This is a genomic window from Mobiluncus mulieris (assembly GCF_014204735.1).
GTDB lineage: Bacteria > Actinomycetota > Actinomycetes > Actinomycetales > Actinomycetaceae > Mobiluncus > Mobiluncus mulieris.
Genome location: NZ_JACHMA010000001.1, coordinates 2,291,692 through 2,297,816, shown reverse-complemented (window position 1 = coordinate 2,297,816; position 6,125 = coordinate 2,291,692). Strand labels below are relative to the sequence as shown.

Annotated in this window: 3 protein-coding genes and 2 tRNA genes; all 5 read right to left on the bottom strand. The window is 57.9% G+C overall.

The genetic code is table 11. The features are described 5' to 3' along the window. Nucleotides 1-563: 563 nt before the first annotated feature. The 5 genes from F4555_RS10125 to glf all read right to left on the bottom strand — a co-directional run bounded on the left by F4555_RS10125 (nucleotide 564) and on the right by glf (nucleotide 6,093). Nucleotides 564-636 (bottom strand) — tRNA-Ala (locus F4555_RS10125). Nucleotides 637-730: 94 nt separating this feature from the next. After that, nucleotides 731-804: transfer RNA gene (locus F4555_RS10120), tRNA-Ile, on the bottom strand. A gap of 162 nt (nucleotides 805-966) precedes the next feature. Further along, a complete protein-coding gene (locus tag F4555_RS10115; protein WP_255312834.1) occupies nucleotides 967-3,762 on the bottom strand; it encodes an ATP-binding cassette domain-containing protein in 2,796 nt (931 codons plus the stop codon). Between the two features lie 130 nt (nucleotides 3,763-3,892). After that, the gene (locus F4555_RS10110) at nucleotides 3,893-4,807 is read right to left on the bottom strand and encodes a DMT family transporter (RefSeq protein WP_004013463.1); all 915 of its coding nucleotides are present in this window, start codon (nucleotides 4,805-4,807) and stop codon (nucleotides 3,893-3,895) included. A 95-nt stretch (nucleotides 4,808-4,902) separates the two neighbouring features. Continuing rightward, a complete protein-coding gene (gene glf, locus F4555_RS10105) occupies nucleotides 4,903-6,093 on the bottom strand; it encodes a UDP-galactopyranose mutase (protein ID WP_004013464.1) in 1,191 nt (396 codons plus the stop codon). Nucleotides 6,094-6,125: the final 32 nt, after the last annotated feature.

Sequence of the window (6,125 nt, the reverse complement as noted above, 5' to 3'; positions counted from 1 at the left end):
TCTGACAGCTCTCCTGTCTATACACCTGGTAAGTTTATCAGAGCATTCAGGTAATTCCTAGATTACTTTAAGACATGTACTGACAAGCTTACCTACATCCATAATTACTTCGGTTATCTTCGGGGTACCTTTAGGTAAAGCCAAGAATTTCAAGTAAAAAACGCACTAATTGAGGGATGTTTCCAGGGTTTTACCAGGTTTTAACCCTGGAAATGTATGTTCCAATCCGGAATTTTTTGAGAGTAAATTAAGTGTAAAATATGAGTATCCACACTGGTTATCGCGCATTTCCCTAGATTTCTGAGATTTTGCTGAAATTTATAAGCCAAACCTGAAAACTACTCCACTTCGCTCCGCCGCTGTCCCAACCCGGCAACATGTAAAGAAAAACTCGTATTTCTTACATCTTGTTCTGGAGCGTAAAACCACTTTACATGTGAGAAACTCGGCGCGTCCTTCGCCATGCCCCGCACGCTTCCATAGATAAACTTAGGCGATTTACCGTGGTTTAAACCCAAATCCCGCAACTCTAAAACGCTCTGACCTAGAGTTTACTCCATCTGTGGAGCTAAGGGGACTCGAACCCCTGACCCTCTGCTTGCAAAGCAGATGCGCTACCAGCTGCGCTATAGCCCCTCATGAACCCGCCGAACCGGCAGAAAACTTGCGATACCAAGACACCGCGCGGTAGCGACTCCCGCAGCCTCGGGCGAACTGCCCCACCACAGTGTGGGCCTGGCTGGGCTCGAACCAGCGACCTCAGTCTTATCAGGACTGCGCTCTAACCAACTGAGCTACAGGCCCGTAGGCACGTAAAAATAGTAACCGAAAGCTGCGGTTACATGCAAATTCAGATTTCGACCAGCGCTCCAGGAAACAAGGCCTGGCAGAAATTCAGGAAAAATTGGGGGTGAGGCTCAAATATACAGAGCCTCACCCCCAAAAAATCCTTGATTTCTGCCAGCACTACAACCAAACCCACAGCGGAACGCAAATTCCCCACAGCAAAACCATCAGTACCCAGTCACGAACCCGCCAACGCACCTGGTGCAACTCGGTACGCTGCGGCCGCGCCCCAAACCCACGCGAATCCATCGACAATGCCACTCGCTCGCCGTGTTGCACCGCCAAAATCATCAGCGGAACCAGGGAAGCTACCCACCGCTGCATCGACCCCAAGGGGCCGAAGCGTTTTCCAATCCCGCGCAGCGCCTTCGCCACCCGCAACAGGCGAAAATCCTGGGTAAAACGCGCCACAAACGCCACCGCCGCCGTCCCCGCCGAAGTCACACGGTAGGGCACCTTGAACGTAGTACTGAGCGTTATCAACAAATCCTGCGGGTCGGTGGCAATCCCCGACACCAACACCAACCCCAATAGGGCACCCACCCCGGTGGCGGCACTGGGCGCATCATGAATCGAATACACCTTCGAGATGCCTTCCACCGCGCCGGCCCGCGACAGACTAAACAGCAACAATCCAGAGACTACCCACGGCAACAGCACACACAGTGCTGTGCGTCCCCACCCGGCGCGCGCCGCCAAACATGCCAGAGATCCCAGTGCCAGCAAAACCAGGTTAAAACGCAGGTTTTGCAACACGAATATCATCACCATCAGCGGCAACAGCGCGACAAACAATGTCACCGGGTTCAAACCGGTAAACAGCCCCGCGCGTTTTCGCGGACGCGGCGTAACCGACGCTAGCGCGGTAACTGTCGTAAAGGTAGCTACTGGGGCAACGTTAAAGTCTCTCACCTCAAGGTGGTTCGGTTGGGGTTTGTCGTTGTGTGGATGGTTGGTTTTCCCCTGGTTCATGAGGGGCTGACGTGAAATCACCGATTCGCCTGAATCCACATCCCGACCGGATTGCGCCAAGGCGGCCGGGGCGGCCGGGGCAGCGATGGTGGGAGCAGTCGGGGCAACCGATGAGGTTGCGTCGGGGGTTTCCCTTGCGGACGTGGTGATAGATGCGGATTGGGGCAGAGCCACCAGGTGGGTGCAGTTTGCCAAGGCCAGTTCCAGGTCATGAGTCGCCATCAGCACCACCCGCCCATCGGCGCGCAACTGTTGGATGAAATCCATCAGTTCACAGGTATTTGCCCAATCTTGGCCATAGGTCGGTTCGTCCAAGACGATGACCTGGCGTTTTTCAGCCACCATCGTGGCGACCGAGAGTCGGCGCAATTGCCCACCGGAAAGTGTCAGGGGATGCTGGGTGCGTACCTGGGTCAGATGGAAGTTTTCCAGCAGTTCAGCGACGGTTTCCGGGCTGGTTCCCCCGACCGCGAGTTCGCGTTCCACCGTGGATGCGACCATCTGGTGTTCCGGGTTTTGGAACACGTATCCCACGCGGTGGCGGCCACGTGCCGGGGGTTTGCCGGCAATCTGGGCGCGGGTCGCGCGGAAGCGCACCAGCCCCGCCAGCGCCGACAAAATCGAGGTTTTCCCCGACCCGTTGGGCCCGACTATCGCCACAAATTCCCCACCGTGCAACTCTAGGTCAATCGCCGGCGATCTCCCCGGCACCTCGAAATCTTCGAGCCACACCAACGCTTCGCCCTGGTCACCGCCGCGATTCCGTTCGCTTTTGCCCGCGCCCGCAGCCGCGTTCCATTCTTCTTTTCCGCTTTCTCGTTCCCAGGTTTCGGTGCCGTCCTCGGCAGTAGTTTTCCGCCAATAGCTGACCTGTTCGTCGCACAGGTCACTCAACTGCGGCAACTCAATGCCCGCCTCTGCACACGTCAGCGGGGGAGCTTCCCCCTCGTCCGAGCGGGGGCGAAGCGAATGCGCAACACGAGTGCGGGACTGAGGGGTTTTATTTTGGTGCTCCGGCGGCAACAGCGAATCGTCGCTGTTGCTTAATCGCCTACGCCGTTTAGCGTGTGGCTCATGCGGCTCCGCCGCTGCCACACGCCCCACTTCTGTCCCGCACGTGTGCGCATCGCGAGCCGCCGCGCCGCCACCACCGACGCCACCGCCGCCACCGGGCTTGGCGCAACGAGGATTCGCCCCAAACCGCACCGCGCGCGGCAACCAAATCCCGCACTCCGCCAACGCCGCAGAATGCCCAAAGAATACTTCGCGCGGACTGCCAGCGGCAATAATCCGCCCGCCACTATCCAAGGCAATAACCTGGTCACATATCGGCAACACCGGGTCGAGGTCATGGTCTATCAACACGACCCCAGTACCGTCCGAAACAAGCCTGGACACCAAATCATAAAACTCCACGCGCCCTTGGGTATCAATCGTCGAGGTCGGTTCGTCCAGTACTAGCAACTTCGGGCGCGTCACTGCGGCCGCCGCTATCGCCAGCCGCTGGCGCCCACCCCCGGACAAAATCCACGGGTCGTCCCACAATCGGTCTGTCAACCCCACCAGGCGCGTGGCTTCGACCACCCGCGCCTCGATTTCCTCTACCGGCACGCACAGGTTTTGCAGCGGAAACGCAATGTCATCATGCACGCTGCGGGTTATCACGGCCGCATCGGGGTTTTGTCCCACATAGGCCACGTTTTCGGCCAGGAACTGTACACTGGCATCGGCAATCTCCGTCCCGTTCACGCGCACGCTCCCGACGTATTCCGATGGCAGACAGTGTGGAATCAACCCGCAAATCGTGCGCACCAGCGTGGTTTTTCCACATCCCGAAGGCCCGACTATCGCGGTGACCTGCCCAGCCAGGTGCTCCAAGTTGACCTCGTCCAACACCCATTTGTCTTGCCCCAAATAGCGCACGGACAGCCCTTTGACTGTCACTTGCGCGGTGTTTCCGGTGGCTTCGGTTTCACGAGGTGCCAGTCCGGTTTCCGCGCTTTCGCCGGAAATCCCTGCTGGCGCCTCATGAACACCCGTCCCGCCGACAGCAGAAACACCAAAGTTTGTGAATCTAGTCGACGACTTGCCTAATTTCAGAGGTGTCCACCACCACGGGTTGATGTGCTTTGATATGCGTCAACGCCACCACCCCGGCAATCGCAATAAACCCACAAGCCATAACCGCCAGGCCAACCCCGGGGTTGAAACGCTGTCCCTCGCCCAGCACGAAAATCCCGAAACACACCGCTATCACTGGCGAAGTAATCGTCATCGAGGCCACCACCATCTCGGCCTGACCGGTGGCATAACCCTGTTGCACCATCCAGCCCGCCGTCACCGAGCCCACCAGCAAACACGCCAAAATCCCCCAAAACAAAGGGTTGTCCAGCCAGTTGTGCTGGCGCGCAAAGTTAATCAAAGTTCGCACCAAGGAAGCCTCGAGCCCATAGAACATAGCGCCGCCCGACCCCCAGAACAAGGATCGCCATGTTTTCGGTCCGTGCGTCCCCAACCCCCCGAAACTGGCCGCCAACAGGTAAATCACCAACGCACCTGCGAAAACCTTCCACACCGTCAACTGGGATTCACCCGCCGCATAGAACGAGACTATCGCCGTAAAAATCGCGGTCGCCCCCACCGTCACCGCAACCAGCCCGGCCTCAGTGCGCCCAATGCGCCGCCGCGCCAAACGCGCCTGGAGAATCACCGACCAGGGGAAAGCCATCAACCCCACGGGCTGCACCACCGTGACGGGGGCAAAGAACAGTGCGGTTATCTGACACCCCAAGGACACCCCCATAAAAGCCATCCCCTGCCACCAACGTGGATTCTTCAGGCTGGCCCACAGTTGTTCGCCTTTCAGCGAGTGCCGGTTCTGGTTGTGGCGCACCTCGCGGCGAATCGCGCTGTTTTGGTAGCGCGCCGACAGAGCAAAGCAAAACGAACCGATAAGCTGCAAGACAATTGCCAGGGGAATGCTCTGCACGTAGCCCCTCGCTTTCTGTAGTATTAGTCGGTTATGGGTCTTGTCTGAGCCACAGGTTGCGGCCTTGCCTGGCTATTCTACCCGGTTAAACTCCGCTAGTCCTGCGCAAGAAAATTCATATTCTCCCGTTTCCCCGCCAGGAACGGCGCCACCACATTGTCAAACCGCGACAGCGCCGAAGCAATCGCCATGTGCATATCCAAGTACTTATATGTCCCCAGGCGCCCCCCGAACAACACATTAGGCTCGGTGGCCGCCGCCACCCGATAGGCTTCCAGGCGCTTACGATCCGCGGCCGCGTTAATCGGGTAATACGGCTCGTCGCCGGGGGCGGCGAAACGCGAGTATTCCCGGGCAATCACGGTTTTATCCTGGGGATAGCAATCGGCGCGCTCGGGGTGGAAATGACGGAATTCGTGAATCCGGGTAAAGGGCACCTCGCGATCCCCGTAGTTCATCACCGCACAGCCCTGGAAATCCCCGGTGGGCTTGACCTCCAGCTCCAAATCTATCGTGCGCCAGCCCAGTTCACCCTCGCGGTATTGGAAATACTGGTCAATCGGGCCAGTGTACACCACCGGGACTTGCCCCACGGTCTGGGACTGGCAATAGGCGCTGTCGGGGTCGAAGAAATCCGTATTCAGTTTGACCTCGATATTCGGGTGATCGGCCAGGCGCGTCAGCCAGGCTCCGTAGCCATCGGTGGGAAGCCCCTCGTGAACGTCATTAAAGTAACGATTGTCATAGTTGTAACGCACCGGCAAACGCGACACAATCGCGGCGGGTAACTCGGTGGGATCGGTTTGCCACTGTTTCGCGGTGTAGCCTTCAAAGAAAGCCTCGAACAGGGGTTTACCCACCAGGGAAATCCCCTTGGTGCGGAAGTTGTCCTCGATATGAGCGGGGTCGATATCGGCCGCCTGCGAGGCAATCAACGCTCGGGCTTCATCTGGGGTATAGGCGGCGTTAAAGAACTGGTTGATGGTCCCCAGGTTCACCGGCATCGGGTAAACCACGCCTTTCACGGTGGTGTAAACGTGGTGGACATAGGGGGTAAAGGTGGTAAACCGGTTGACGTATTCCCACACGCGTTCATTAGAGGTGTGGAACAAATGTGCGCCGTATTTATGCACTTCAATCCCGGTTTCCGGGTCAGGTTCAGACCAGGCATTCCCACCCAGATGGTCGCGGCGGTCAATCAGGGTTACTTTTGCGCCGACCTCAGCCACCTCGCGTGCTATAGTAAGTCCGAAGAGTCCGGACCCCACAATCAGTAAATCAGTCATGGTTTCATCCTACCCGCCACGGTGGCTGGTCG